Annotated in this window: 20 protein-coding genes; 18 read left to right on the forward strand and 2 right to left on the reverse strand. The window is 39.8% G+C overall.

Features of this window, described 5'->3' with window-relative positions; genetic code table 11:
• Window positions 1–2 precede the first annotated feature (2 nt).
• Window positions 3–2,042 (reverse strand): excinuclease ABC subunit UvrB, encoded by a 2,040-nt coding sequence (gene uvrB / locus LPB86_RS04890; protein WP_304622679.1) that lies wholly within the window; start codon window positions 2,040–2,042, stop codon window positions 3–5.
• A 70-nt stretch (window positions 2,043–2,112) separates the two neighbouring features.
• On the opposite strand from uvrB, the gene LPB86_RS04895 reads away from it, so the two are divergent.
• The 14 genes from LPB86_RS04895 (at window position 2,113) to LPB86_RS04960 (ending at window position 18,002) form a co-directional block, all read left to right on the forward strand.
• Window positions 2,113–3,222: a hypothetical protein gene (locus LPB86_RS04895; RefSeq protein ID WP_230641538.1), complete on the forward strand. Its 1,110-nt coding sequence runs from the start codon at window positions 2,113–2,115 to the stop codon at window positions 3,220–3,222.
• A 73-nt stretch (window positions 3,223–3,295) separates the two neighbouring features.
• Window positions 3,296–5,776, forward strand: a complete 2,481-nt coding sequence (locus LPB86_RS04900) for a YfhO family protein (protein WP_230641539.1) — start codon at window positions 3,296–3,298, stop codon at window positions 5,774–5,776.
• 415 nt (window positions 5,777–6,191) lie between these two features.
• Window positions 6,192–7,049 (forward strand): UDP-2,3-diacylglucosamine diphosphatase, encoded by an 858-nt coding sequence (locus tag LPB86_RS04905; protein WP_230641540.1) that lies wholly within the window; start codon window positions 6,192–6,194, stop codon window positions 7,047–7,049.
• A 28-nt stretch (window positions 7,050–7,077) separates the two neighbouring features.
• A complete protein-coding gene (locus LPB86_RS04910; protein ID WP_230641541.1) occupies window positions 7,078–8,064 on the forward strand; it encodes a glycosyltransferase family protein in 987 nt (328 codons plus the stop codon).
• A 99-nt stretch (window positions 8,065–8,163) separates the two neighbouring features.
• Window positions 8,164–9,072: a DUF6427 family protein gene (locus tag LPB86_RS04915; RefSeq protein WP_230641542.1), complete on the forward strand. Its 909-nt coding sequence runs from the start codon at window positions 8,164–8,166 to the stop codon at window positions 9,070–9,072.
• 68 nt (window positions 9,073–9,140) lie between these two features.
• A complete protein-coding gene (locus LPB86_RS04920; protein ID WP_230641543.1) occupies window positions 9,141–9,911 on the forward strand; it encodes a type III pantothenate kinase in 771 nt (256 codons plus the stop codon).
• Window positions 9,874–11,220, forward strand: coding sequence for an outer membrane protein transport protein (locus tag LPB86_RS04925; protein ID WP_230641544.1), 1,347 nt, complete (start codon window positions 9,874–9,876; stop codon window positions 11,218–11,220). Before LPB86_RS04920 ends, LPB86_RS04925 begins: the two co-directional genes overlap by 38 nt.
• Complete coding sequence (locus LPB86_RS04930) at window positions 11,220–11,792, forward strand: hypothetical protein (protein ID WP_230641545.1); 573 nt, start codon at window positions 11,220–11,222, stop codon at window positions 11,790–11,792. The genes LPB86_RS04925 and LPB86_RS04930 overlap by 1 nt, the downstream gene beginning before the upstream one ends.
• Window positions 11,793–11,864: 72 nt before the next feature.
• Window positions 11,865–13,964 (forward strand): peptidylprolyl isomerase, encoded by a 2,100-nt coding sequence (locus LPB86_RS04935; protein ID WP_230641546.1) that lies wholly within the window; start codon window positions 11,865–11,867, stop codon window positions 13,962–13,964.
• Window positions 13,965–14,027: 63 nt separating this feature from the next.
• A complete protein-coding gene (locus LPB86_RS04940; RefSeq protein WP_230641547.1) occupies window positions 14,028–14,543 on the forward strand; it encodes a DUF2480 family protein in 516 nt (171 codons plus the stop codon).
• A gap of 31 nt (window positions 14,544–14,574) precedes the next feature.
• Window positions 14,575–15,354, forward strand: coding sequence for a DUF3108 domain-containing protein (locus tag LPB86_RS04945; RefSeq protein WP_230641548.1), 780 nt, complete (start codon window positions 14,575–14,577; stop codon window positions 15,352–15,354).
• 3 nt (window positions 15,355–15,357) lie between these two features.
• Window positions 15,358–15,924, forward strand: coding sequence for a DUF3109 family protein (locus LPB86_RS04950; RefSeq protein WP_230641549.1), 567 nt, complete (start codon window positions 15,358–15,360; stop codon window positions 15,922–15,924).
• A 10-nt stretch (window positions 15,925–15,934) separates the two neighbouring features.
• Window positions 15,935–16,795 carry a glucose-1-phosphate thymidylyltransferase RfbA gene (gene rfbA, locus LPB86_RS04955; protein ID WP_230641550.1) on the forward strand — a complete coding sequence of 287 codons (861 nt, stop codon included), beginning with the start codon at window positions 15,935–15,937 and terminating at the stop codon, window positions 16,793–16,795.
• Window positions 16,796–16,805: 10 nt separating this feature from the next.
• Window positions 16,806–18,002 (forward strand): anhydro-N-acetylmuramic acid kinase, encoded by a 1,197-nt coding sequence (locus LPB86_RS04960; RefSeq protein ID WP_230641551.1) that lies wholly within the window; start codon window positions 16,806–16,808, stop codon window positions 18,000–18,002.
• On the opposite strand, the gene LPB86_RS04965 is transcribed toward LPB86_RS04960, so the two are convergent.
• The gene (locus LPB86_RS04965; protein ID WP_230641552.1) at window positions 17,999–19,774 is read right to left on the reverse strand and encodes an aminopeptidase P family protein; all 1,776 of its coding nucleotides are present in this window, start codon (window positions 19,772–19,774) and stop codon (window positions 17,999–18,001) included. The genes LPB86_RS04960 and LPB86_RS04965 overlap by 4 nt on opposite strands.
• A gap of 136 nt (window positions 19,775–19,910) precedes the next feature.
• Here LPB86_RS04965 and LPB86_RS04970 point away from each other — a divergent pair, with 136 nt between their 5' ends.
• The 4 genes from LPB86_RS04970 to LPB86_RS04985 all read left to right on the forward strand — a co-directional run bounded on the left by LPB86_RS04970 (window position 19,911) and on the right by LPB86_RS04985 (window position 26,582).
• Entirely contained in the window at window positions 19,911–20,519 is a 609-nt protein-coding gene (locus tag LPB86_RS04970; protein ID WP_230641553.1) for an RNA polymerase sigma-70 factor, read from the forward strand.
• 21 nt (window positions 20,520–20,540) lie between these two features.
• Window positions 20,541–21,722 carry a FecR family protein gene (locus tag LPB86_RS04975; protein WP_230641554.1) on the forward strand — a complete coding sequence of 394 codons (1,182 nt, stop codon included), beginning with the start codon at window positions 20,541–20,543 and terminating at the stop codon, window positions 21,720–21,722.
• Window positions 21,723–21,728: 6 nt separating this feature from the next.
• Entirely contained in the window at window positions 21,729–22,883 is a 1,155-nt protein-coding gene (locus LPB86_RS04980) for a glycoside hydrolase family 88 protein (RefSeq protein ID WP_230641555.1), read from the forward strand.
• Between the two features lie 303 nt (window positions 22,884–23,186).
• A complete protein-coding gene (locus LPB86_RS04985) occupies window positions 23,187–26,582 on the forward strand; it encodes a TonB-dependent receptor (protein WP_230641556.1) in 3,396 nt (1,131 codons plus the stop codon).
• Window position 26,583 lies beyond the last annotated feature (1 nt).

The raw sequence follows: 26,583 nt of genomic DNA on the forward strand, positions 1-26,583 counted from the left end.
ATTTATTTACCAAATCTTTCTTCAAATACCTTTTCCATGGCAAACATCTCGTCACGCAAGCGTGCAGCCAATAGAAAGTCCATGTCTTTTGCGGCCTTAGCCATGTCTTTTTTAGTTTTATCAATAGACTTTTGCATCTCTGGCTTAGTCATGTACTGTACAATTGGATCAGCAGCCATTGAGACTTCGTCAATTTCAACATAGGCTTTAGCACGTTTATTTTCACCAGAGCTAAAATCCAGTACGGAAGTCTGCTCTATAATGGCTTCACGGCTTTTACCTACCGTTTTCGGTGTAATACCGTGTTCCAAATTGTAGGCAATTTGTTTTTCCCGGCGGCGGCTGGTTTCATCCATGGTTATGGCCATAGAGTCTGTGATTTTGTCTGCATACATAATTACCCTTCCGCTGTCGTTACGTGCCGCACGCCCAATGGTCTGGATCAGTGAACGTTCAGACCTTAAGAAACCCTCTTTATCTGCATCAAGGATGGCTACGAATGAAACTTCCGGTAAATCCAGACCTTCCCTTAATAAATTAATCCCGATTAAAACATCAAATTCACCAAGACGGAGCCCTCTCAAGATTTCTACACGCTCCAGTGTTTTCACCTCTGAGTGGATATAACGTACTTTGATATTCAGGCGGTCCATGTATTTGGTCAGTTCCTCTGCCATGCGCTTGGTTAGGGTAGTCACCAATACCCTGTCGCCTTTTTTTATTGTTTTATCTATTTCATCTAACAAATCATCAACCTGGTTAACAGCTGGTCGTACCTCAATAATAGGGTCTAAAAGTCCTGTAGGGCGGATTACCTGTTCAATGACCACGCCATCGGATTTTTCCAGTTCATAATCTGCAGGTGTGGCACTCACGTAGATAGTTTGTGGGGCCAAACGTTCAAACTCTTCAAAGTTCAGTGGACGGTTATCTAATGCCGAAGGTAGGCGGAAGCCATATTCAACCAATGACATTTTGCGCGAACGGTCACCTCCATACATGGCCCTAATTTGTGGGACAGTAACATGGCTCTCGTCAATCACCATTAAATAGTCATCAGGGAAATAGTCCAGCAAGCAAAAGGGGCGCATACCTGGAGAACGACCATCAAAGAAGCGGGAATAGTTTTCAATACCAGAGCAATACCCCAGCTCCTTCATCATTTCAATATCAAAGTTCACCCTTTCCTCAAGCCTTTTTGCTTCAAGTAATTGCCTGTCACCAATCAGCTGGTTCTTTCTAAGTTCCAATTCTTCCTGAATTCCCCAGATGGAAGAGTTGAACCGATCCTTTGGAGTTACAAACAGATTGGCCGGATAAATGGCCATATCTTTCATCTTTTCAATGGTCTTGCCCGTTACCGGATCAATCATACTCAGTTCTTCAATATCATCACCGAAAAAAGAAACCCGGTAAGCATTGTCCAGGTAAGCAGGAAAGATATCAACAGTGTCGCCCTTAACACGGAAGGTTCCCCTTTTAAAATCGTTTATGGTTCTTGCGTAAAGGATTTCTACAAGGCTGTGCAAAAATGAGTTTCTGGAAACCCTGGTGCCAACAGAGAAGCGGAATACAGAACGTGAAAAATCTTCTGGATTACCCATACCATAGATGCAGGATATAGAGGATACCACAATCACGTCCCTTCTGCCAGACATTAAGGCAGAAGTTGTGCGCAGTCTTAACTTTTCAATTTCTTCATTGATACTTAAATCTTTCTCGATATAGGTATTGGAACTGGCAATGAAAGCTTCCGGCTGGTAATAGTCGTAATAGGAGACAAAGTAATTGACCGCATTTTCAGGGAAAAACTGCTTAAATTCTCCATAGAGCTGAGCCGCCAATGTTTTATTGTGGCTCAGGATTAAAGTCGGTTTTTGCGTTTGCTCAATGACATTGGCTACTGTAAAAGTTTTCCCGGATCCGGTAACTCCCAGAAGCGTTTGGTAGTTGTCGCCGGTATTTACACCTTCAACCAATTGTTTAATGGCAGCAGGCTGATCTCCGGTAGGTTTATAATCAGAAACGAGTTTAAATTCCATAGGCAAATCAAAGATAAGAAATATTGAGGTATTGAAATGTGAATAGAATATTCTATTTTTATAGACATCTATGAAGCTACTGGTTTATGTACCCTTACTCACACCACGGATAAAGTACATCTTTAACTTTATCTTTACAGAGGTTTTAAAAACCCAGGTTGGCTTTAGTTCTAACCTGGTAGAATTTAAGTCGTCGGAGTTGCCAAAGATGAGCTATGCGGGTCAACCAGTAGGTGCAGAGCCCTTTTTTAAGAATGCAGATCTTTTGCTGGCGCACAACATTGCCCGGCCCAGTATCAAAACCACAGCATTTGGAGATATGATTGTCCCTTTTGCTGTTGAAGGTAGCGCTTTACCTTTTGATGTTTTTGCCGCAGCATTCTATTTTGTAAGCCGTTATGAAGAATATTTGCCACATACCCCTGATTCAAATGGCAATTACCCGGTGGAAGCGAGTCTTCAAAACAAGTTGAAGCTATTAAATATCCCGGTTATTGATGCCTGGGCGTTAATCCTTAAGAACATTTTGCTCAAGCACTATCCTTCTCTATATTTTGGTAAAAAGAGCTTTGAGTTAATACCATTGGTTTGTTTGTATAATGCTACTGCCGAAGAAAATGGCAGATGGTATAAGTCATCCATTACTTTGTTAAAAAAGCTGGGCCGTTTTATCCTGAATAAGCCGGCAGACGATCAGCAGATAGCTGAGATACACCATGACCTGGAACAATTACATGAATCAAATAACATTAAAGGTCTGTTTTTTCTGAAACCCTGCCAGTATTGGGATCACGAATGTGACGGGGATGTTCAGTTGCCGAATAGTTATCTCCAGCTTATTAAAGATGGCAGGGGTAACGATTACCGCATGGGGTATTCTGCTACACCTGGTTTTAGGGCGGGTACCTGTACGCCATTTTACTGGTACGATCTGCAGCTTGAAAAAACCACGCATCTCTTGGTTCATCCATTGGCAATAAACGACAGGAGCTTGCAAATCGATAAACATTTCAGGCATCAGGATATACTATCTCAGTGGGAAAACCTGATTGAAACCGTCAAATTATTGGATGGACATTTTTATGTGTTATGGCATCTCGATCTTTTAAAAGAAGAAGGTAAAGGTAAGGCGGGAAGAAAAATATATACTGATCTCCTTAAGCTTGGGCGTAAATTATAATTTTATTAATGAGGGCTTATTTCCTTCATTTTTATATTTTTGAGGGTTATAAATACATTTAATATAATTCTTAATGAATACTTGGTTTAAAAGGAATGGCATACATCTGGCCATTATTGCATTTTTTGTAATCATCTGTTTTGTATACTTTAGCCCTGTTATTCAAGGCAAAGCTCCTGCACAAAGTGACGTTTTGCAGGCAAAAGCCATGCAAAAGGAAATCATGGATTATAAAGCCAAAGATGGTAAAGGCCCTTTGTGGACCAACCAAATGTTTGGCGGAATGCCCACCTACCAGATCTGGGCTCAATATCCAATGAACATTGCAGGTCATGTGATCTCTTTTGTGAAAATCGTTCTGCCAGATCCTGTGGATACAGTGTTGTTGTATCTTCTGGGTGCATATTTGCTGTTCTGCGTACTTAAAGTTAATCCGTATCTTGCTGCTGCAGGTGCTATAGCTTTCGCTTTTACCTCTTATAATTTTATCATTATTGCGGCAGGACATAGCAATAAGGCGCTGGCCATTGCTTTTTGTGCACCCATTATTGCGAGTGTAATCCTTACGCTCCGCGGAAAATATTGGCTTGGCGGAAGTTTGCTGGCCTTGTTTATGGCTTTAGAGATCAGGTCTAACCATATACAAATGACGTATTATTTGTTTATCGCCTTGCTTATTTATATTGGTATCGAGATTTACAACGCTATAAAAGAAAAACGTTTTGCCGCTTTTGGTAAAAGTTTGAGTTTTTTGGCAGCAGGTGCGGTAATTGCGTTAATGGTTAATGCAGGTACATTATGGACTACTTATGAGTACGGAAAAGAATCCAACCGTGGTAATTCAAATTTAACATCTGATGCTGCTGAGGAAAAAAATGGTTTGTCTAAAGAGTATGCTTATGGATGGAGTCAGGGTGTGGGGGAGTGTTTTACTTTTCTGATCCCCAATCTTTACGGAGGGGCCACAAGTATAGATGCGCTTGTTAAGCCAGAAAGTCATACCTATGTTGCATTACAAAGTGTAATAGGTGGAGATCCTACACAAGCCATTCAGCAGCTTGCCGGACAAGTAGGCTTTCAGCAGTACTGGGGAGAAAAACCCGGAACTTCAGGTCCCTATTATTTTGGTGCTATCATTTGCTTCCTTTTTGTCTTCGGTTTGCTGGTTGTTCGTAGTCGCTTAAAATGGTGGATACTGGCAACAACTATTTTGTTCTTGCTGCTTTCCTTTGGTAAAAACTTCCCATTTGTTTCTGATATTTTCTTTGCCTATTTCCCATTATATAACAAGTTCCGGGCCGTAGAATCAATCCTTGCCATTACAGGATTAATGGTGCCTTTGTTGGCCATTCTGGCGGTTAAAGAAGCTTTAGAAAGCGGATATGACCAAAAAACACTGGTAAAAAAGCTAACCATTTCAGCAGGTATTACCGGTGGGTTTTCATTGCTGGTGGCCATCATGCCAACTGTGTTTTTTAGCTTTAGCAGTGCCATGCATACGCAAATGACAGATGCCCTGACGCAGATGCTGCAAAATAACCGTGGGGCGGCTCAAAATATTGCCAATGCTTTAATTGCCGATCGTGCTGATGTGGCAAAGGCCGATGCCTGGAGGTCTTTCTTTTTCATTGCCGTAGCGTATGCTTTGGTATGGGCTTATTTAACCAAAAAGATGAATGCACAGATGGTATTTATCTTATTGGGCCTTGTAGTACTAATAGATATGTGGCAGGTAGACAGACGTTACTTAAACAATAGTAATTTTGCCAGCAAAGCCGATTTAAACAACCATTTTCAAGCACGTGATGTGGATACTTTTATCCTGGCAGATAAGGATCCTGATTTTAGGGTGCTGGATTTAACCATTTCTACTTTCTCTGATGCCAGTGCTTCACAGTTTCACAAAACAGTGGGTGGTTATCATGCTGCAAAGCTTAAGCGTTACCAGGAACTGATTGATAAACAATTTTCAAAAAGCATCAACCAGGATGTACTGGATATGCTAAATACCAAATATATCATTACTCAGGATCAGCAGAATGGATCGTACAAAATGCAGCGCAATGCTACTGCTGCAGGTAATGCATGGTTTGTGCAAAGTGTACAGTTTGCACAAAATGCTGATCAGGAGATGAAGGCCATCAGCAGTTTTGATCCTAAACAAGAGGCCATTATTGATGTGAAATATAAAAGCCTTATAGACGATAAGAAAGTTGGTGTAGCTGGCCCTACAGCTTCCATTAAGCTGGAAAGCTACCACCCGGATCATTTAGTGTACGACTACAGTACGCCAAATGCCGCAATTGCAGTCTTCTCTGAGATCTTTTATGATAAAGGTTGGAATATGTATATCGATGGTATTGAAAAGCCATATTTCAGGGCAGATTACGTGCTGCGTGCTGCGCAGCTTGAAGCAGGAAACCACAAGGTAGAGTTTAAGTTTGAACCGGTTTCTTATTACATGGGAGAGAAGATTTCACTGTTAGGTTCTATCCTGCTAATGGGGGCAATAGGTTTTGCTTTCTACACAGAAAATAAAAAGAAAGCCGCATAATTTGTAAGGTATCTACAGGAATAATCTGTAGATACCTTACTATAATTTTTTTTTCCACTGGCTTTAACCAAGCAATTCTTAACATGTAAATTATAGATATCAGGACCGATGTATATTCACATCGTGGATTTTCAATAATTTTAGCGGGATTTTAACGTGTTTTTCCGGTAAAACACGTCTCAGGCCATACTCAATACATAATGCACTTCTATAGCTTCAACATTGCCCCTCTTAAAAGCTGCGTTAAGGTTGTATAATGAGGCTTTAAATCATAACATCTCCTTAACAGCTTATTAACCTGACTATTGCATTTTTGTGTTGATAAACTGAAACCTTATGCAAGAAATTGCCTTATTGCTATTCATTGTTGCAGTCGTTGCATTTGTTTTTGGCCCTTATGAACTAATGGTAGAAGATGATGACATCTAAAAGAGAGGTTGAAATTGTGGTTATTTCTGACGTGCATTTAGGTACGTACGGTTGCCATGCCAAGGAGTTGTTAAAGTATCTTAAAAGTATTAAGCCTAAGCTATTGATCTTAAATGGCGATATCATCGATATTTGGCAGTTCAGTAAAAGGTATTGGCCGGAAACCCACATGAAAGTAGTGCGTAAGCTGATGAAGTTTATAGTAGAAGGCGTGCCTGTTTATTACCTAACGGGTAATCATGACGAAATGCTGCGTAAGTTTTCGGACATGCACATGGGAACTTTCCATCTTCAGGATAAATTGGTATTGGAGCTGGATGGTAAAAAAGCATGGTTTTTTCATGGAGATATCTTTGATGTTACGATGCAGCATTCCAAATGGCTGGCTAAATTGGGTGCTATCGGATATGATAGTTTAATCCTGATTAACAGTTTTGTAAACTGGTGCCTGAAATGTCTTGGAAGGGAAAAAATGAGTTTTTCTAAAAAAGTAAAAGCACAATTTAAAGATGCTGTAAAGTTTATCAATAGCTTTGAGCAAACTGCGGCAGACCTGGCCATAGAAAATGGTTATGAATATGTAGTTTGTGGGCACATTCATCAATCGGAAATGCGCCAAATCAATTCTGAACATGGTAAGGTAACCTATTTGAATAGTGGCGATTGGGTTGAAAACCTCACTGCACTGGAATATCAGGATAAAAACTGGAGCATCTTTAAGTATGATGCTAAAGATTTTGAAAAGGATGTTGCTGAGGAAGGTAGTTTATCTGATAGTGAAGATTTACATAGTAAGCTGGATATTAATATACTGCTTCAAAAAATCAAGTTAGAAATTGCGTAGCGAGATTTTTTACAGATATTAGTTGCGGATGAAAATACTATATGCCATTCAAGGTACCGGAAATGGTCACATTAGCCGTGCAAGAGAAATTATTCCTTTACTACAGCAACACGGTGAAGTAGATCTGCTCATTAGCGGTACGCAAGCAGATGTGAAGTTAAGTCAGGAGGTGAAGTACCAGTTTCACGGTTTTAGCTTCATATTTGGTAAAAAGGGTGGGGTAGATCACTACAAAACCTGGAAAACCATGAACCTTAGGCGTTTTGCAAAAGATATGCGTGTGGTTCCATTAAAAGAATACAACCTGATTTTGAATGATTTTGAGCCGGTTACTGCCTGGGCCTGTAAGCAGCAGCGTATTGAAAGTGTTGCGCTAAGTCATCAGGCTTCTTTTGAATCCAGGCATGTACCCAAGCCTAAAAGTATAGACTGGGCACAATTGGTGATGAAATATTATGCGCCGGCAACACATCATGTTGGTTTTCATTTTGACCGTTATGACGATTTCATCTATACGCCGGTAATTCGGGCAGAGATCAGAAATATGGTAATTTCAGATCTTGGACATTATACGGTTTATCTTCCTGCAATAGACGATCAGTTTCTGGTTCCTATACTTAAAAATATACCTCATATAAAGTGGGAAGTCTTTTCTAAGCATACACGACTCAGCTATATTGACGGAAATGTATCAGTACAGCCTGTAAACAATGAGTTCTTTAATAAAAGCCTGGCAAGCTGTACCGGATTGTTCACTGGAGGTGGTTTTGAGGGGCCGGCCGAAGCGCTATATATGGGCAAAAAACTTCTGGTGGCTCCTATGAAATTCCAATATGAACAGCAGTGTAATGCTTTTGCCCTAAGGCAATTTGGCTTGCCGGTAATTTGGGGAAGCAATAAAAACTGGTTGCCAGTTATTAAAGAATGGGTATCACAACCACAGGAGCATGTTTTTCATTTTCCTGATGAAACTGCAGCCGTGATTGACAAAGTTGTGAACCAGTTTGCCAGATAATTTCCTTTACTTTGTGTCTGTAAAGGCATGATTAATCAGTTTAGAACATCGCATCCCATAAACCTGCTTATCCTGTTCGTATATACTTTTTTTATGCGAATGGCAATTTTTGCAGACCTTCCGCCAGCCCTGAATGTTGAGTTCCTCGAGCCGTATGCGAAGTTTTTTATTAATCTCCCCTTGGGAAATGGTTTTACTGCCCTGGGGAATGTAATTTTTGCGGCAATATTGACATTTACACAGGCTATTCTGTTCAATAGAATAATTAATAACCACGGCTTGTTGGCCAAGCCCAGTTATCTGCCTGCTTTAATGTATATTACTGGCGCCAGCCTTTTCATGCCCTTTCTGGTATTAAGTCCTACCTTGATTTGCAATTTCCTGCTGATTTGGATGATGGATAAATTTCTAAAGATAGGGAAGTCCCCTTCTGCCATCATGATTATGTTTGATATTGGGATGATCATCGCTATAGGTACGCTGATTTATTTCCCCTTTATTGTGATGTTGCTGATGCTTTGGCTCAGTTTACTATTGTATCGTTCATTTGATTGGCGCGAATGGGTTTCAGGACTGGTAGGTTTTATCATTATTTTCTTCTTTTTAGCCGTATTCTATTACTGGAATGATCATTTGGCTATGTTTTACAAAATATGGTTACCTCTTGCCAACAAATTTCCTTCAGCATTTAAAATTAATTACAATGACTATCTGGTATTAGTTCCGGTATCAGTTATGATGGTTTTAGCGATGGTTCAATTGCGTGAAAACTTTTTCAGAAGTTTTATCAGCACCCGTAAAGCTTTTCAAATGCTTTTCTTTATGTTTATTTTGGGTATTGTAAGCTTCTATACAAAGCCAGATTTCAGGTTATCACACTTTCTGCTTTGCATACCTCCGGGAGCCGTCTTGCTGGCCTATTATTTTTCTAATGCTACCAAAAAATGGTTCTATGAAAGTTTATTTCTTATTTTGGTTTTGGCCATCCAGTACTTTCTGTTTGTTTAACTTTTTTTAACAAAATGTACAGTTGAAACTTGGTAAAGATTAATAGCTTTGTGCCATGAAGATTGAAAATGCATAATTTGATCCTTGATATTGGCAATACCAACAGCAAAATAGCTGTTTTTAAAGGCAATGAAATGGTTCATTATCATGTAGTACCGAAATTAGATGAAGCATTGCTAATTGATCTGATCGATAGGTTTGCCATTCAAAATTCAATTCTTTCTACTGTTGGGGCTGATGCAGGAGAGCTGGTAACAATTTTGAATACACGCACCAAATACATAGCGTTTACGACAAAAGGAGGAGCTGAAGACGGGCTTTTTTCTGAAATCGATAACCAATACAAAACACCTTCAACTTTGGGACTGGACAGATGGGCAAAGGTAATTTCAGCACATCGGCTTTTTCCAAAGCAAAACTGCTTTATGATTGATGCAGGAACATGTATTACCTATGATCTGCTGAACGATAAAAGCCAGTACTTTGGAGGTTCCATAAGTTTGGGAATTGGGATGCGGTTCGCCTCTTTACACCACTTTACAAAAAGACTTCCTCTTTTAAAATGGGATAAGGATGCAGATATACCAATCGGTGTAGATACAGAAACAGCCATGCAAAATGGTGTTTTACAAGGAGTAATTAATGAAGTAGAAGGGTTTATTGCCCTTCAGAATGAAAAATATAAGGGATTAAAAATTGTTATTACGGGCGGAGATGCAGGCTTTTTGCGGAAACAATTAAAAAACAGCATCTTTGCGCCTCAAATTATATACGATCCCTATTTCGTGTTAAAAGGATTAAATGAAGTCATTGCGTTTGAATATGTACAAAAAAATTAATTATATAGCTGCTGCTTTAGTGTTGATAACTGGTGTCGCTGCACAAGCTCAGGTTACTACACAGTCGCCATATTCCAGATATGGAGTTGGAAACATTAAAGGTTCTATATTGCCTCAATTGAGGGCTATGGGTGGAATTTCAACAGCAATTTATAGACCTAATGGTTCATTGAGCGCGTACAATACCATTAACATGCAAAATCCTTCATCATATGCGGGGATCAACCTGACCACTATAGATGTGGGGATGACCGGAGGAATTACAGAGTTAAGAAATTCTTCTGCTAGTGAATCTAGTTTCAATTCAACTTTAAGTCACGTTGCGCTTGCATTTCCTATTACCCGCCGTTCTGCGTTGAGTTTTGGTATTATGCCTTTCTCTGAATTAGGGTACCAGTTTGAAAACCAGACTACTTTATCTACACCTTCCAATCCGTCTAGTCAGGTGGCCAATTACATTTATGCCGGCGAGGGTGGGATCACCAAAGCTTATATTGGCTATGGTATTGGATTAGGAGATCACTTCAGGATTGGCGCAAATGCTGAATATCTGTTTGGAAACCTATTGCAATCCCGTTCTACAGAATTTGTGGATGCTACTGCCATTAATTCAAGGATGCAAAATAAAAATAGCGTAGGTGGAATGAGCTATTCTTACGGTGCACAGTATGATATACCGCTGGGTAATAAAACTTCGCTTACTTTAGGATATTCAGGATCTTCATCTTCAAAAGTAAATTCCAGAAAATCTTATGTAGCTACGCAATACTTTAAAGACCAGACCTCAGGTGATGAACTGACTGCAATTGATACCCTTGTGTTTACTGAAAATGAGAAAACAAACCTTAAACTTCCATTGCTTCATAACTTTGGCGTTGTTTTGCAAAAAGACAACAAGTGGTTAATCGGTGCAGACTACAGAATGGGTAAATGGTCTGAGTTTTCTATTGATAACCAAAACCAGGGTTTACAAGATACTTACGGCTTTTCTATAGGTTCTCAGATTACTCCTGATGTAACTTCCATCGGAAGTTATTTTAAGCGTGTAGATTATCGTTTGGGTTTTGCTTATGATAAAACGTCTATTAACTTGAATAACCAGGATATTAAGCAAATGGCCATTACTTTTGGTTTTGGATTTCCATTAGCACCATCGCCAAGTGGATTAACTTTTTATAAGGTAAACTTTACCACAGAGCTTGGAAAAAGAGGTTCAATTTCTAATGGTTTGCTGGAAGAACGTTATATCAACTTTCATTTAGGTTTTACCTTAAATGATAAGTGGTTCAGAAGATTTAAGTTCCAATAATGAAAGGCCGGAGTATACTATTCAGTGTAGTTATACTGGGCCTTTTGCAGGTGCTTCTGGTGTCATGCACGGATGATGATCTTAAAAAGGCAGCCGCTATTGCCGCAAACAAGGTTACTTTTACTTCCGACAGAACATACGGGGTAGAACTCATTTATAGTGATTCTGCGAAGGTTAAGGCTAAAGGATATGCCCCTGTACTGGATAAAGTTACACCAAAAAAAGGTGGTCAGTATCAGGAAATGCCAAAGGGTGTAAAAATTGATTTTTTTGATCAGTTTCTTAAAAAATCGGGAAGCATCACTTCGGAATATGCCATCATGAAAGAAACAGAACAGCTCACCATTTTCAAGAAAAATGTAGTGGTGATCAACGATAACCTCACCTTTAATACGGAAGAACTGACCTGGGACCAGAACAAAAAAATGTTCTTCTCTCCGCAAGGTATTGTGACCAAGCCAGACGGTACTACTTTTGATGCCGTAAACTTTAGCGCACCACAAGATTTCAGTTATGTCAATACCGATATTGGTAAAGGGCAAACGTATTTAAAGGGGAATATTGCTCCCTAAGATTAAATTTTCTTTTTTATTCAAAAGTTGTATCTTGCGCCCTCTAAAAAAAATATATAAATAGGTAGTATTATGGGTTTAATGACATTTTTGCGGAACCGCGCAGGCTATATATTGATAGGAGCCATTGGTTTTGCAATTGTTGCATTTTTATTGAGCGACGCAATTAACGTAGGTAAGCCTTTCTGGGCCGAATCTGACAGGGTTGTGGGTTCAGTAGATGGTGAAGATATCAGTATAGAAGAATTTACACCGAAAGTAGATCAAAGTGTTGCTCAGTTCAAACAGCAATATGGCGGGAGTGTAAATCCTCAAATGCAGGCAATGGCTGTAGAGCAAGCCTGGAATGGTGAAATAGCAAATGTGCTGTTAACCAAAGAATACAACAGATTAGGACTTTCGGTTTCTGGTGATGAGTTGGTAGATCTTTTATACAAAGGTCAAAACTTGAGTCCTTTAATTGTTCAGTATTTCGGAAATCAACAAACTGGTCAGGTAGATCGTGCTGCTGTAATTAATTCCTTAAAATCATCTGGTAAAAATCCTGAGCTGGCCAAGCAATGGGATTTGTTGCAGACTGAAATTGAAAAACAGACTTTACAACAAAAATATGCTGCTTTAGTTAAGAACTCCATTTATGTGACGTCGCTAGAGGCAAATGATGATTATTTGAACAGAAATAAGCTGGCTAACTTCAATTATGTAAGTCTGGATTATGCAAGCATTCCTGATGCTTCTGTAAAACCTACTGATGGTGATTACTCAGATTATTACGACGAGAACAAAAAACGTTTTGATAATCCTGCAGAGACCAGAACATTTGATTATGTTTCTTTTAACATCAATCCAACTAAAGAAGATACTTTACTGGCTAAAACACAAATTGAAAAACTGGCTGCAGATTTTAGAACGTCTAAAAATGATTCTTTATTTGCATCTGTAAATTCTGATGTGAAAGTACCTTACACTTTTTTAACTAAGGGAAAATTAGATCCTGCGGTTGATTCTGCTGTATTTGCTTTGCCTGCCGGCAGTTATTATGGTCCTGTGTTTTCTGGAAATTCTTATAAACTGGCTAAAGTTGTTGATGCACGTTTCTCTCCGGATTCAGTTAAAGCATCTCATATTCTTTTAGATCCTGCTAAATTAGGTGGTGTAGATAAAGCTGAAAAGCTTGCTGATTCCTTAAAAGGAATGTTGGCTAAAGGAGCGAGTTTTGCTTCACTAGCATTAACCTACAGCGTAGATGGCTCTAAAGATAAAGGTGGCGAACTGGGTACATTTGCACGTGGACAAATGGTTCCTGAATTTGAAAATGCTGCATTCAACGGGCAAGCGGGCGACTTAAAAATTGTACGTTCTCAGTTTGGTGTGCATTTAATTAAAATTGAGAAACAAGTTGGTTCAAGCAAAGTTGTTAAACTGGCTTATATAGAGAAAAGTTTAGCGCCAAGCAGTAAAACAAAATCTGCTGCTTACAAAAAAGCAACTAATTTCTTAGCTGAAGTTAAATCTGATAATTTCACTGAACTGGCCCAAAAAATGAGCTATACAGTTGGTGTTGCAGATAAAGTGACGGCAAATCAAGGTTATGCGCCTGGCTTAGATAACCCACGCCCGTTAATTAAAGACATTTATGCAGCTGATAAAGGTGATGTCCTTAGCCAGGTGTATACTATGGAAAACGCCTATGTGGTAGCGCGTTTAACTGAAATTAAGCCAAAAGGCCAACTTTCTCTTGATCTGGTTAAGAAAGAAATTGAACCGATGGTACGCAATGCGGTAAAAGCAAAAATGCTTACTGAAAAAATTACTGCTGCTTTACAAGGCGCAGGTAATTTAGATCAGGTGGCTAAAAAGTTAGGCAAACCAGTTGTGCCTGTTCAGAACATTGTGTTCTCTAACCCAATTGTTCCGGGTGCAGCTCAAGAAAACAAACTAATTGGAAGTGTATTTGGCTCGTCTGTTGGTAAGTTATCTAAACCTGTTGAAGGTTCAAATGGAGTCTACGTGTATACCGTGTTGGGTTTTAACAATCCTGCTCCGCTTGGTAATACTTTTAAACAGAAAGAAACCATGGCTTTAGGAATTGCTCAGCGCTCATTAGGTGCAGCTTTCCAGGCTTTGCAAGATAAAAGCGAGATAAAAGACAATAGGGTGAAATTCTATTAATCTTATTTTACGTAATTTTGTAGCCGGAGGTAATTATACCTCCGGCTTTTTTTATGTACAGCTATGGAGATTCAGGAAAATTTTGTTAATAAAGTTGCCAGCAGTGGCCTGATCACTTTAAATCTGGAAGATTATTATCATCGTGGAGAAAGGGTAGTCTATGACATCAAGGACAATCTCTTCCACGGTTTAATGTTGAGAGAAAAGGATTTCAGGGAGTTTATTAAAACTAATGACTGGTCTGTTTTTACAGATAAAAATGTGGCTGTCATTTGCAGCGCAGATGCCATTGTGCCAACCTGGGCATATATGTTACTGGCCAATAAACTTAAACCTTATGCCAATGAGGTGGTGTTTGGCAGTTTGGAAACACTGGAAGCAGTATTGTTTACCAAAGCACTGACAAAAATTGATATTGCGGCATTTGCGAACGAGCGGGTAGTAGTTAAAGGCTGCGGCGATATAGAGGTTCCGGTGGCTGCTTATGTAGAGATTACTAATCTGCTTACACCAGTCGTTAAAAGTATCATGTACGGAGAGCCATGCTCAACCGTGCCGGTCTATAAGCGCAAAGATTAGAAATTGGATTGCTTTTTGTATAAATTAGGGTATGAGATATTTATTTTTACTAATGATAAGTGTGATTACCTGTTTAAATGGTTATACACAAGTACTTCCTCTAAGGAAAGAACCTGCATTTCAGGCTGGCGAAGTATTACAGTATAAACTGAAATACGGTTTTATCACCGCGGCCGAAGCAACAATTAAGGTGCTCAACTCGGACCTTAAATTCGATAATAACGATACGTATAAGCTTACCGTAGATGCAAAGACTTCGGGTACTTTTGATATCTTTTATAAGATCAGGGATCATTATGATTCTTACATCGACAAAAAGGAGCTTACTCCTTATTTTTATCAGGAGAATGTTAGAGAGGCCAGTTACAGAAGGGTAGATAAAGCACGATTTACCCAGAGTACCAAAAAAGTGGTGTCTAACCGGGGAACGTTTACCGGGCCAACGAACCAAACATTCGACCTGGTATCTGCCTATTACTTTGCCCGGAGCCTTGATGTGGGGAAAATGAAAATTGGGGACCAATTTGCGCTAAACTATTTTTTAGGGGATGGGATCAGTAAACTTGAAATTAAATATATAGGTAAAGAAGTTATAAAAACTAAGATTGGTAAAATCCGCTGTCTAAAATTCAGTCCTTCTATACAACCCGGCCGAATCTTCAAAAAGGATAGTAAGTTGTACCTTTGGATAACCGATGATGAAAACAGAATTCCTGTAAAGGCCGAGGTAGAGATTCTGGTGGGTTCAGTAACGATGGAAATACAGTCTGCTGACGGATTAAAAGGCCCAATAGCTAAAGAAGACAATTAATAAATGATAGAAGTACAAAATACCCTGGTTCATGAAGACGTGATCAGTCAGAACTTTGTTTGTAATTTGAACAAATGTAAAGGGATTTGCTGTGTAGAGGGTGATTCTGGTGCACCACTGGATCACGAAGAAAGTGCTATTCTTGCAGAAATTTATCCAAAAATTAAGCATTTACTGGAACCTAAAGGAGTTGCAGCGATAGAAGAACAGGGAACTTCTGTTGTAGATGCAGATGGAGATTTAACTACAACATGTGTAGATGGAAATAAAGAATGTGCTTATGTTACTTTTGAAAACGGCATCACTAAATGCGGGATTGAAAAAGGTTACGAGCAAGGTTTGGTAGACTGGCAAAAGCCTATTTCTTGTCATTTATATCCTATCCGTATTACCCAATATCCAGAGTTTGACGTATTAAATTACGACCGGTGGAGTATCTGTAGTGATGCCTGTACCTTTGGCCGGGAGCTTAAAGTTCCGGTTTATCAGTTCTTAAAAGGACCGCTCATAAGAAAATATGGAGCAGAATGGTACGCCGAATTGGAAAATAGTGTATCTTCATCATTATAAACGTAAAAACTTGAAAGGAATTATTTTAGCAGGCGGAAGTGGCACCAGGTTGCACCCTTTAACCTTAGTAATGAGCAAACAGATGATGCCGGTTTATGATAAGCCCATGATCTATTATCCATTGTCAACGCTGATGCTTGCCGGCATTAAAGAAATCTTAATCATTTCTACGCCGCATGACCTTCCAAATTTTCAAAAACTTCTTGGAGATGGCAGTAATCTTGGTTGTAAGTTCTCTTATGCTGTACAAGCGGAGCCAAATGGCCTGGCGCAGGCTTTTGTAATTGGGGCTGATTTTATTGGTGATGACAAAGTTGCTTTAGTACTGGGCGATAATATTTTTTATGGTGATGGGATGGCTAAATTACTTCAGGCCAGTTCTGACCCTGAAGGTGGTGTAGTATTTGCTTACCGTGTATCTGACCCTGAACGTTATGGCGTTGTGGAGTTTGACGAACAAAAAAATGCAGTCTCTATAGAAGAGAAACCATTGGAACCCAAATCTGACTATGCAGTTCCCGGCTTATATTTTTATGACAACACAGTAGTGGAGATCGCTAAAAATATCAAGCCTTCCCCAAGAGGAGAATATGAAATTACGGATGTTAATAAAGCCTATTTAGAACAAGGAAAATTAAAGGTAGGCGTATTGAGCAGAGGTACTGCATGGCTTGATACTGGCACATTTGCCTCTTTGATGCAGGCAGGCCAGTTTGTGCAAGTAATAGAAGAGCGTCAGGGCTTAAAAATAGGCTGTATTGAGGAAGTGGCCTACCGGATGGGTTTTATAGACGCAGCGCAGCTTAAAGCCATAGCTACACCTCTGGTGAAAAGCGGCTATGGAGCCTACCTGCTAAAAATGGTAAAGTAATTTATAGCAGATGAATCAGCAGCTGAATAAGCTAACAGAACTTTCGGTAGCCCCTGCCAGGGTGATCGTAGGGTTAATGTCTGGTACATCGCTTGATGGGTTGGATGTTGCCCTGTGCAGGTTTTTAGGTGCTGGTACAGAAACTAAAATTGAATTATTAAACTTTAAAACCATAAGTTATACCGCTGAATTTAAAGAAGAGCTAAAATCCGTTTCTTTTAAATCGTCGGTTGACCTTCAGAAAGTAACGCTGCTCAACGCCTATATAGGAAGCTATCACGCCTCGTTGATCTTACAGTGTTTATCAGAATGGGAATTTCCTGCTGCCAATGTAGACCTGATTGCCAGTCATGGCCAAACGATATTCCATGCACCTGCTTCTCTACATCGGTTACCAGAATATCCGAATGCCACCCTTCAAATTGGAGATGGCGATCATATAGCCGTTAAAACAGGCATCATTACCTTAAGTGATTTCAGACAGAAACACATTGCCGCGGGTGGCGAGGGGGCACCTTTGGCAGTATATGGCGATTTCCTGATGTTTTGTAGCCCCGTTGAAAACAGGATATTACTAAATATAGGCGGTATTGCCAATTTTACCTTTTTACCTGCGGGTCATAAGGCTGAGCTTGTTTTTTCTACAGATGTTGGTCCGGGAAATACCCTAATGGATCAGTTTGTACAGCTTCATTACCCTGGCAAGCATTACGATGAAAATGCAGCAATTGCGAATACCGGAAAAGTAAATGATGATTTGCTCAATGCCTTATTGAATGATGATTTCTTTGCACTGGGTTTCCCCAAAACCACCGGACCGGAATTGTTCAGTCTGAGTTATCTGGATGCTGCAAGAGAAAGGTCTGCCACTACTGGGTTGCATAATGAAGATGTCCTTGCTACACTATGCGAATTTACTGCGGTTACCATTTCAGATGCCATCAAACGATCAATGAATGGCTTAGATGCCTTTGAAATTTATATGAGTGGCGGGGGTATGCATAACCCACTGCTGGTACATAAACTCAGCAAATTATTGGGTAAGGAATTAAAGGATACCAATGCGCTTGCTATAAACCCAGATGCTAAAGAGGCGGTTTTATTTGCGGTCTTGGCTAATGAATGCGTAAGCGGAGGGCAGCTCAGTTTTGGGAGCCGCCCCGGATTGCCTACAGTATTAATGGGTAAAATTAGCCTTCCGGCTTAAATTGCCCTGGTTTCATTTTTAAGCCATTGTTTCTCTTCTTCCTTTAAAAATGGGCTCAGTTTTTCATACACTTTAGTATGATATTCATTTAGCCAGTCTAATTGGCTTTGCTCCAGAAGATCTTTACGTAAAATACCAGTGTGTATTGGTGCAAGTGTTAAAGTCTCAAAAGCATAAAAATCATTAAATTCCGTGCTAATATCCGTTACCGTATTCACCAGGTTTTCTATCCTGATGCCATGTTTGCCAGGGCGGTAAATGCCAGGTTCAATAGAGGTAATCATCCCTAATTCCATGGCAATTGGATTGTTGGTTGGATTAAAAGCTTGTGGCCCTTCATGCACATTTAAGAAATAACCTACACCGTGGCCCGTTCCATGACCGTAATTGCGTCCATGTGCCCATAGCGGGTTTCGGGTAATTGCGTCAATCTGGTAGCCACAGGTTCCCTTAGGGAATCGGGTTTTACAACCCTCAATCATACCCTTTAGCACCAGCGTATAATCTATTTCTTCCTCCTCTGTAGTTGGCCCCAGGGGCAGCGTGCGGGTAATATCAGTTGTTCCGTAGAAGTACTGTCCGCCAGAATCTACAAGGTACAGGCTCTCGGGTTTTAGTTCTGCATCACTTTCTTCAGAGGCAGAATAGTGTGGTAATGCCCCGTGTGCCCTATAGGCACTGATGGTGGTAAAACTGTCGCCAGAAAATCCTTCCTGCTGTTCCCGGTATTCCCTTAATTTTGCAGCAGCAGAGAGTTCTGTAATTGGTGTTTTACCAATATTTTCCATCAACCATTTCAAAAACCGTGTAATGGCAATACCATCTTTTACCATCGTGTTTCGGGTATTACTCAGTTCTGTCTCGTTTTTAATGGCTTTTAAGATTGTTGAAGGATTAGTTTCCTTAACTATTCTGGCCGATGCGGGTATAAGTTTCGCATAGGCAAAACAGTTCCGCTTTGGATCAATAAATATACTGCTGTTTTCCGGAAGCCTGCTAAGTGCATTTTCAATCTCATCATAGTTGTATACCTCAACACCGCTTTTGAGCAGCGTTTCTTTCTCTTCTGCAGTCAATTTAGCAGGATTGATATATAGATTAGCGTGATCCTGGCTAATCAGCGCAAAAGCAAGTGTAACCGGGTTATAGCTTACATCTTTACCCCGGATATTAAACAACCAGGCAATGTCATCCAGAGAAGAGATTAAGTGATACTGGGCGGCATAGGTATTTAGTGATTCACGTACTGCAGCAAGTTTAGCATTTACAGATTGACCATTAAAATCGTCTTCAATCAAAAAAGCAGCTTCAGTTGGCAGGGGAGTACGGTTTTCCCAAATTGGGCTTAGATAGTCTTTACTGCGTACTTCAATTCCCTTTACAGAAAGTTTTTCGGTAAGTATTGTACCCAGCATCAGGGACAGTAATTTCTCATCACTGGCAACGGTATCACCTGCAGATAACCTATCTGCCAGCCATGGAATGTATTCCGGATAGGCCTGTACCTTTTGTTTAACCAGGGTAAAACCACTGCCCTTTAATTGTTCTTCACCTTGTTCAAAATACCTGGAATCTGTCCAAAGGCCTGCAAAATCCTGGGTAATTACCAAGGTTCCGGCAGAACCCGTGAAACCTGAAGTAAAAGGGATACACTTATAATGGTTTGGCAAATATTCACTGATGTGTGGATCGGCAGAAGGGATAATGTAAGCTTGAACATTATCTTGTTGCATCTGCTTGCGTATTTCGCTTAATTTTTCCTTGTGGGTCATAACAAATGGAAGTCTATGGATTGAAAGGAGACAAATTTAGGTATTTTATTTATACAGGCTTTATTATAAATTCCGGGACTTGTTTGTTTGATTTTATCCTATATATTTGTTAAGCATAAACCAAATACAATTCTTTGTGGATTCCCATTTTAATGAAGCTGATGTACTAAAGAAGATCATTTCTGGCGACAGGAAAGCATTTTCCTCGTTATATCAGCAGCACCTTTCAGAACTGTATAATTATATTTACCTGTTCACCAAATCCAGGGAATCCAGCGAAGAAATTGTTCAGGATATATTCGTTAAAATTTGGGAGAAAAAAGAGAACCTGCAATACATTACCTCTTTTAAGCCTTATTTATTTAAATCTGCTAAAAACCTGCTTTTAGATGAAATCCGCAGAAATGCGGTGAAAGCCAAAGCAATCAATGCGCTGAAACCAGATAGTGAAGACAGTAATGAACGGACTGACGAACCGCTGATCTATAAGCAGCACATGAAAATTGCAGAAGAGGCCATTGCTATGCTTCCTGAAAAGAGGAGGGCGATATTTTTAATGCGTACTAGGGAGGAGCTGTCACTTGATGAAATTGCGGCAAAACTTAACATTTCCAAGTCCGTTGTAAAAAAACAGCTTTATGCCGGGATTAGCTTTGTACGTCAGTATATGCACAGAAATGAGATTTTGTCTTTCTTTATGCTCCTGCACATTTTTTTAAATTATCTTCAAAGGGGTTCTTTTTAGACCTTTATTCGTCTACACTATATGGAAGAGAAAGAACTTTCGGAATTTCTTAAGAAATTTTACAACAACCAGCATAACGAGCAAGAGCACCAGTTATTTATCAATTGGCTGTACAATCAGGATGCAGGACAGGTAGAACGTGTAATGGATCTTTACAGGGGAATGGCTGTAGAGCAACAGATGTCCTTCGATCCGAAATTGGCTCAGAAGATTGAAGCCAGGTTAAATAGTTTACAAGGCTATGAAAACACCGAGGTTCAGACGGTAAAGTTATGGCCTAAATTTAGAAATATTGTGGCTGCTGCCTGTATATTAATTGTTTGTGGTGTTGCGGGCAAATATCTTCTTAACCCTGCTGGCAAAAATACCGCCGCTGATGGCCAGCTTTCTAAAATTAAAATTGTCCAGGGTGGAAATAAGGCTGTATTGGCCCTGGCTAATGGACAAAAAATCATACTGGATACCGCGGGGGTTGGAAAACTTACTAATTCTGGGAATGCTGTAATTTATAAAGCAAAAGACGGGCAGATTGTTTTTGATGCTTCAGAACTCAAAGCAGGGACTGAAATTGCCTACAACACTTTATCTACACCTCGTGGGGGGCAGTACACTGTTAAACTGCCCGATGGGAGTACCGTATGGTTAAACTCTGAGTCCTCTTTAAAGTTTCCTTCGGTATTTTCTGCGAAACAGCGATCTGTTGAATTGATTGGAGAAGGATATTTTGAAATTTCTAAAGATAAAACACGACCTTTTAGGGTAAGAACAAGCACCCAGGATGTGGAAGTTTTGGGTACCCATTTCAATATCAATGCTTATTTGGATGAGCCAGTTGTGGCCACCACACTATTAGAGGGCAGTGTAAAGGTAGCCCAGCGCAGTTCTGGAAAAACGGAGTTGTTAAGGCCTGGACAGCAATCCCGGATAGGAGCATCATTTAATATCCTGGAAGTAGATACAGAGCCGTTTATAGACTGGAAAGAGGGCTATTTTAAGTTCTCAAGAGAGAACATTCAGTCCATTATGCGTAAGGTGGCCCGTTGGTATGATGTAGAGGTGATTTATGAAGGAAACATTACTCATGAGGGATTTGTAGGAACCGTACCACGTTCCAAAGATATTGTAGAAGTGCTAAACGCACTAAAACTCACTGGTGTTATCGATTATAAAATAGAAGGCAAAAAAGTAATTATTACTCCCTAACCAAATATGAATAAAAAAATTACGGTGCTAAGCATGTGCTTTTGCATGCTTTTTATTGTACCCCTGTATGCGCAAAAATCTTTATATCACAATGCTGTCGCCCAATATAAATCTATGCAAAAACTGATTCCTAGAGGTCAGTTTCCAAGATCATACGTGCCTAAAACTGATGTCTTTGTAAGCAGTGGTCCTGAATGGTGGTGCAGTGGTTTCTATCCTGGTACTTTATTGTATTTGTATGAAGCTACTAAAGATTCTGCAATGCTGTTAGAAGCAGAGCGTATGATGAAATTGCTGGAAGGAGAACAGTTTGATACCACTACACACGATCTCGGTTTTATGATGTATTGCAGTTTTGGCAATTACTACCGCATGTTCCCGAACAGTAAAACCAGGGAAATTTTACTGAACAGCGCAAAATCCCTGGCCAGCAGGTTTGATCCAAAGGTGGGCTGCATTAGATCCTGGAATTCTAAACCTTCCGATTTTATTGTGATTATAGACAACATGATGAACCTGGAACTGTTATTTTGGGCCACTAAAATGTCCGGCGATTCCAGTTATTACAAAATTGCGGTAACCCATGCCAACCATACCCTAAAAAATCATTTCAGGCCAGATTATAGTTCATATCATTTGGTAAATTATAACCCGGAAACTGGAGCGGTTAAGGCACAAATTACTGCACAGGGTTATGCTGATGCTTCTGCATGGGCCCGTGGGCAGGCCTGGGGACTGTATGGCTATACGGTAATGTATAGGGAAACGAAGGATAAAAAATACCTTGATCAGGCCAGGCATATCTCGTCCTACATTTTAAATCACCATAACCTGCCAAAAGATCTTATACCCTATTGGGATTTCAACGTACCCGATATTCCAAATGCACCCAGAGATGCATCAGCTGCGGCGGTCATGAGTTCTGCATGGTTTGAACTGGCAAAATATGTTGAAAAAGCAGATGCAGAAAAATACAGGAAGGCAGCTCTAGGCATTATAAAAAAGCTATCCTCCACTGATTATACGGCATCTAACGGAAAAAATGGTGGATTTATTTTAAAACATAGTGTGGGCTATTTTCCTGAGCAGCGTACAGAAGTAGATCAGCCGCTTACTTATGCAGATTATTATTACCTGGAAGCGCTGTTACGGTCAAAATAATTATAATAAAAAAAATATAGAGGGGGCTTTTACTTAAGTGTCTACGTCTTCTCTATAATAACCAAATATAAACGTAAGAAGGGAGGAAAATTTAATGCCGTAGAATTTTACATTCGTTGCTTTAAAAACCAAAAAACCAGAAGTGCTGTGAACACCTCTGGCGGGAAAGGTTTTCTTATAAAGCTTATCATTGACTGACAACCAAAATAAACACTTAAAAACCCAACATTTCCAAATATAATGAAATTTTACACTCAAACAGGATGTAGGCTTCCAGTCTGCATTCATAAATATGCACGGGTTATGAAACTTACATTGGTTCTACTATTGACTGCCTTCCTTCAGGTCTCCATGGCCGGGTATGCTCAAAAGATTACCTATTCAAGAAAAAATGCATCCCTGGACCAGGTGTTCAAGGAGATACATAATCAAACAGGATACTTGTTCTTGTACACAGATGAGATGCTGGAAGGCGCCAAATCTGTAGACCTCGATTTTAAAAATGCACCGCTGACAGAGGTATTAAAGGCTTCTTTTAATGGTCAGCCATTAACTTATACGCTTAATAACAAGATTATTATCGTAAAAAGGAAGGTTAATTTAAATGAATTTTATAAAGCTATCATTCCCATAAAGGGACGTGTAACGGACGAGAAAGGCGCTTTGCCAGGCGTTAGCGTTAGAATTCTTGGTTCAAATAAAGGAACTATGACAGATTTGAACGGTTATTATTCCATTGATGTCCCTGATGCAAATGCTACACTCATCTTTTCCATTCTGGGTTATTCTCCCAAAGACGTTAAAGTAGGTGATAAGCGCGTAATAGATGTGGTCTTGAGCACTAAATCAACCGGGCTCGATGAAGTAGTAGTAATCGGATACGGAACGCAGAAAAGAGGGGATATCAATGGCTCTATTTCTTCTGTTCAGGCAGCAGACATTGCAGCCATTCCTCAATCCAGCATTGACCAATTGCTGCAAGGCAAGGCTGCGGGTATTACGGTTTCGCAAAATTCGGGCGCTCCCGGAAGTCAAACCTCTGTACATATTCGCGGAATTGCCAGTTTTGGCTCTGCAGAACCATTGTATGTAATTGATGGTGTAGAGATTTCTGGTGCAGCAAATGCAAATGGTAATCAATCTTTTAGTGCAAATTCAGGTGCATATTCACCAAGCCCCCTGGCCTTATTAAATCCAAATGACGTAGAGTCAATAGACATTTTAAAAGATGCCTCTGCTGCCGCAATTTATGGTAACAGGGCTGCGAACGGAGTAATTATTATTACTACCAAAAAGGGAAAAATGGGAAGCGCTCGCATCAATTACGATGGATACAGCGGGTTACAGCAGGCTCAGAAATTTCTTAAGCTGATGAACTTGCCGCAATATGCAAAACTGCAAAACTCATTGGCAGATTCTTATGGGATGACCCGTAGAGATGAGCTGGCCAGTCCGGATATGCTGGGCGAAGGCACAGATTGGCAACGCGCCATCTTTCGTACCGCAGCAATGCAAAGTCACCAGCTTTCGGTTTCCGGTGGAAAGGATGGGTTATCCTATTACATTTCTGGCGGTTATTTTGATCAGGATGGGATTGCCATAGGCTCCTCATTTAAAAGATATAGTTTCCGCTCTAATTTAGATGTTCAGGTTAAACCATGGGCTAAAGTGGGTTTAATTATATCTGGAAGCCGTACGGGAGAAAAAATTATTTATAGTGATCAAGGTGGAATTATTTATAATGCATTATTACAAGCGCCAGAAGTACCTATCTATAATTCTGATGGCTCCTATGCTGGTCCTCCTGATACGCCTGATGCAATTTCGGGATTGATAAACCCAGTTCAGCAGGCTTTAAGTATTTACAATAGGTTAAACAGGAATAATTTAAATGCTAACTTATACAATGAAATCAAGTTCTTCAAAGATTTGACTTTACGCTCAGAAGTTGGAGGTGATTTTGGTTTTTCAGACAGTAAGACTTTTAATCCGAGTTATTCTTATGGCCGTTTTAGAAATCCCCTGGCAGTTTTAAGAGAGCAAAACGGAAGAAATAACTACTGGAACTGGAAAGAGTACTTAACTTACAGGCATGTGTTTGCTAAAAAGCATGACGTAACGGCTTTATTAGGCTATCAGGTAAATTCTAATTACTACAATAATGTTCAATCTACTATTTCAGATTTTCTGGTTAATAATTTAGGTGATGAAGTTCCTACCTTAAATCTTGGAAATTCAGCTACAGCGATTGTTAATGAGCAAAAAACTCCACCACACAATATGGAGTCTAAATTTGCAAGGGTCATCTATACTTTTAACGGAAAATATAGTGTAACGGCTACTATCAGAAGTGATATATCCTCTAACTTTGCGGAGGGTAACCGGACAGGTTATTTCCCCTCCTTTGCTGCATCATGGAAGGTTTCGGAAGAATCTTTTATGGACAGGATTAAAGACGTGGCCAATGATGTCAAATTCAGGATAGGTTATGGACATGTTGGAAATGAAGCGATTCCTAGTTATGCTTTTGGCTCTAAACTAAATGCTACTGTATCAGGATTGGGAACTGGCTTTTTACTAGACAGAATTGCAAATCCAGAGCTGGAGTGGGAGCATCATGAAGAGTACAATGTAGGTGTAGATTTTGGTTTGTTCAAAGATCGTTTCCGGGCTACTTTCGATTATTTTGAACGTAAATCATCTAAATTTTTATTCCAGTTGCCATTGCCTGCTTATGTAGTTGGCGGTTCTTCATCAATGGGCGGTATCAGTCCTCCTTTTGTAAATGCCGGAGGTATTACCAACAATGGATTTGATTTTACGTTAAACTCCAAAAATATCGCTGCAGCAAATTTCAAATGGAATACTGCTTTAACTTTCTCCAAGTACAACAACAAAGTAACCTCATTAGCCAATGGTTTGCCTTATATTCTGCAAACATATGGTTCCACTGCAATTCCAATTACAAGAACTGTGGTTGGCGGTCCTTTAGGAGAGTTCTATGGGTATCGTGTTAAAGGGATCTTTAAAACAGACGCACAGTTAAGAAATGCACCTATACAATTCGGTAATCCGGTTTCCAATGATCCCAGCAGAGGTGCTAAACAAACCTGGTTAGGTGATGTACAGTATGTAGACCTGAATAATGATAACATCATTGATTCACGTGACCAGGAAAGCCTTGGAAGTCCGCAGCCTGAATTTACCTTTGGCTTAACCAACAATTTCAGCTACAAGGCATTTGACCTCAGTATTTTTCTTCAGGGCTCATACGGCGGCAGGATTTTGAGTATGGCCGACAGGATTTTAACTGCTATGACCTCGCTTTACCAAAATCAGCTGGCATCACAGGCAAATTTCTGGACACCACAGAATCCAACTTCCAATATTCCTGCGCCTAAAGCATCGTCTGATAACAGCAATATCCTGATATCTGACAGGTACATCTTTGATGGTTCATATGTGCGGGTGCAGAACATCAATTTTGGTTATACTTTCTCATCAGACTTTATTAAAAAGGTTAAACTGAATAAATTAAAGTTATATGCAAGCGTGCAAAACCTCTATACGTTTACCAAATATGATGGGTACGATCCTGAGATAGGTTTGCAGAATCAGAATCCCTTGTATTCGGGTGTAGACATCGGCAGATATCCTTCTGCACGGGTATTTACTTTTGGACTTAACGCAGAATTTTAAT

The organism is Pedobacter sp. MC2016-14 (genome assembly GCF_020991475.1).
In the GTDB taxonomy this organism is placed as follows: domain Bacteria; phylum Bacteroidota; class Bacteroidia; order Sphingobacteriales; family Sphingobacteriaceae; genus Pedobacter.

What these genes read in the sequence shown, in the direction of transcription:
- LPB86_RS04985 (WP_230641556.1), top strand. Translation starts at nt 23,187, where the DNA reads ATGAAACTTACATTGGTTCTACTATTGACTGCCTTCCTTCAGGTCTCC.
- LPB86_RS04975 (WP_230641554.1), top strand. Translation starts at nt 20,541, where the DNA reads ATGGAAGAGAAAGAACTTTCGGAATTTCTTAAGAAATTTTACAACAAC.
- uvrB (WP_304622679.1), bottom strand. Translation starts at nt 2,042, where the DNA reads ATGGAATTTAAACTCGTTTCTGATTATAAACCTACCGGAGATCAGCCT.
- LPB86_RS04945 (WP_230641548.1), top strand. Translation starts at nt 14,575, where the DNA reads ATGAGATATTTATTTTTACTAATGATAAGTGTGATTACCTGTTTAAAT.
- LPB86_RS04980 (WP_230641555.1), top strand. Translation starts at nt 21,729, where the DNA reads ATGAATAAAAAAATTACGGTGCTAAGCATGTGCTTTTGCATGCTTTTT.
- LPB86_RS04950 (WP_230641549.1), top strand. Translation starts at nt 15,358, where the DNA reads ATGATAGAAGTACAAAATACCCTGGTTCATGAAGACGTGATCAGTCAG.
- LPB86_RS04930 (WP_230641545.1), top strand. Translation starts at nt 11,220, where the DNA reads ATGAAAGGCCGGAGTATACTATTCAGTGTAGTTATACTGGGCCTTTTG.
- LPB86_RS04910 (WP_230641541.1), top strand. Translation starts at nt 7,078, where the DNA reads ATGAAAATACTATATGCCATTCAAGGTACCGGAAATGGTCACATTAGC.
- LPB86_RS04900 (WP_230641539.1), top strand. Translation starts at nt 3,296, where the DNA reads ATGAATACTTGGTTTAAAAGGAATGGCATACATCTGGCCATTATTGCA.
- LPB86_RS04925 (WP_230641544.1), top strand. Translation starts at nt 9,874, where the DNA reads ATGAAGTCATTGCGTTTGAATATGTACAAAAAAATTAATTATATAGCT.
- LPB86_RS04915 (WP_230641542.1), top strand. Translation starts at nt 8,164, where the DNA reads ATGGCAATTTTTGCAGACCTTCCGCCAGCCCTGAATGTTGAGTTCCTC.
- LPB86_RS04920 (WP_230641543.1), top strand. Translation starts at nt 9,141, where the DNA reads ATGCATAATTTGATCCTTGATATTGGCAATACCAACAGCAAAATAGCT.
- LPB86_RS04895 (WP_230641538.1), top strand. Translation starts at nt 2,113, where the DNA reads ATGAAGCTACTGGTTTATGTACCCTTACTCACACCACGGATAAAGTAC.
- LPB86_RS04935 (WP_230641546.1), top strand. Translation starts at nt 11,865, where the DNA reads ATGGGTTTAATGACATTTTTGCGGAACCGCGCAGGCTATATATTGATA.
- LPB86_RS04940 (WP_230641547.1), top strand. Translation starts at nt 14,028, where the DNA reads ATGGAGATTCAGGAAAATTTTGTTAATAAAGTTGCCAGCAGTGGCCTG.
- LPB86_RS04960 (WP_230641551.1), top strand. Translation starts at nt 16,806, where the DNA reads ATGAATCAGCAGCTGAATAAGCTAACAGAACTTTCGGTAGCCCCTGCC.
- LPB86_RS04965 (WP_230641552.1), bottom strand. Translation starts at nt 19,774, where the DNA reads ATGACCCACAAGGAAAAATTAAGCGAAATACGCAAGCAGATGCAACAA.
- LPB86_RS04905 (WP_230641540.1), top strand. Translation starts at nt 6,192, where the DNA reads ATGATGACATCTAAAAGAGAGGTTGAAATTGTGGTTATTTCTGACGTG.